2 protein-coding genes are annotated in these 1,689 nt (G+C 68.6%); both read right to left on the bottom strand.

What is annotated here, in order from left to right; all coding sequences use genetic code 11:
- On the bottom strand, positions 1–655 hold a 655-nt coding region (locus E4N62_RS26480; RefSeq protein ID WP_230218750.1), incomplete at its 3' end, for a cation:dicarboxylate symporter family transporter.
- Positions 656–799: 144 nt separating this feature from the next.
- The coding region (locus tag E4N62_RS26475) for a peptide-N4-asparagine amidase (protein WP_308185656.1) at positions 800–1,689 on the bottom strand (890 nt) is incomplete at its 5' end.

The following is a 1,689-nucleotide window of genomic DNA, read 5'->3' as shown; positions in this document are numbered from 1 at the left end:
GGTGCACCATCGCGCCGAACACGGCGAGCGGGGCCAGCTTCATGACGAAGCCGACGATCGCGAAGATGACCTCCTGGGCCTGCTCGATGGCGGGCAGGATCTTCGGCACCTTGGTGTGACCGAGGTGCAGCAGCGCTGCGCCGGTGAGGCAGGCGAGCACGAGCACCTGGAGCAGCGCGTTCTCGGCGAACGCGCCGATCGCGCTCTGCGGCAGCGCGTTGAGGATGAACTCGCTCGTCGTGGGCAGCTCACCGCCGGCGGTCTTCGCGTCGACCGCCGAGGTGTCGAGCTTCGTGGGGTCGACGTTCATGCCCGAGCCGGGGCCGAACACGTTGGCGGCGATCAGGCCGATGAGCAGCGCGGCCGTCGAGGCGATCTCGAACCAGATCAGGGCCTTGAGCCCGATCCGCCCGAACGCCTTCAGATTGCCGGCCTTGGCGATACCGACGACGACCACACAGAACACCAGCGGCGAGATGACGGTCTTGATGAGCCGGATGAAGCCGTCGCCGAGCGGTTGGAAGGTCGTGGCCGTGTCCGGCCACAACCTTCCGACGACGATTCCGAGCACAAGCGCGACTCCGACTTGCGCGAACAGTGAGGTACGCAGCATGCGTGCGACGCGTCGCGGCAGGGACGGTACGGACTGCGGCACGGGCACTCCTCCGAGGGATCTTTCTGGCATGCGGAAAATCACTTCCGCGTCGATCACTATCGGGGAGGCGTTGCTCGTGGGGAAGACCACCGTGTTTCGCGGAGGTAAATCATCGAACAGTCGTCACATCGAACGCATGGGGCATCAGCAGCTCGTACGATCCACCGTCAGCACTCCCTGCACGGAGACCAGCGAGCGGTCGTAGCAGCCGTCCGACCCGTACGTCCGGTAGCGCTCGCTCGTCGTCCCGACGGCGTGCCGCTGGTCGCGCGGTACGTTCGCCGTGTACGTGGCATCACCGGTGTAGGTGTCGTCGAGCCGGGACCACGCCGTGCGCCGCCCGCCGTCCGTCTCGGTGACGGTGGCCCGATCACCGAGCGTGAGCACGGTCCGCAGCCGGTCTCCCGCGCCGAGCGTGGTCGTTCCGTCCATCGTGTACGACCGCTGGACACGCGTCGTCCGGCCCTGACCACGACCGCCTCGGACCCCGCGCCCACTCACGGTGACCGTCTCGTCGTCGCTCCACCTCGCGTCGAGCGCGTCGGGGTTCTCGCCGTCCGACCAGGTGTGCGTGGAGGTGTTGAGGAGGCCGCGGCGGACGGTGGTCGTGACCCGGCCGTGGGAGGTCTCGACGTACCCCGCGACGGTCAGCCGATGGCTCCCTTCGGTGTCGAGGCGGCGCTCCGCACCCGGCGTGTACGTGGACGCGTTGGCGAAGTCGCCCTCCCGCACCTTCGTGAGGGCACCGGTGACGTGCTCCTTCTTCTCGTCCTGCCAGACGAGGACGTTGACCGGGGCGCTCCAGCCGCTCTGCCCCTCGGGCACGCCGGCGACGGACACCTCGATCCGGTGCGGGCGCCCGTCGTTGAGAAGTCCCGCGAAGGGGGTGAGGTCGTAGCGGAGAGGCTGGACGTCGAAGGCGCGGGGACCGGGGACGACGTACCAGAGGAAGGGGTTGGACCAGCCGCCGGTCCACACGTTCGGGAACGGCGCGGCGATTCCGGCCAGTTGCCCGTCCACCGAGATCCGCACCT

This window comes from Streptomyces sp. MNU76, assembly GCF_020982545.1.
Taxonomy (GTDB): Bacteria; Actinomycetota; Actinomycetes; order Streptomycetales; family Streptomycetaceae; genus Streptomyces.
Note: the sequence above shows the minus strand (reverse complement) of the source record. Positions and strands in the feature narration are given on the sequence as shown.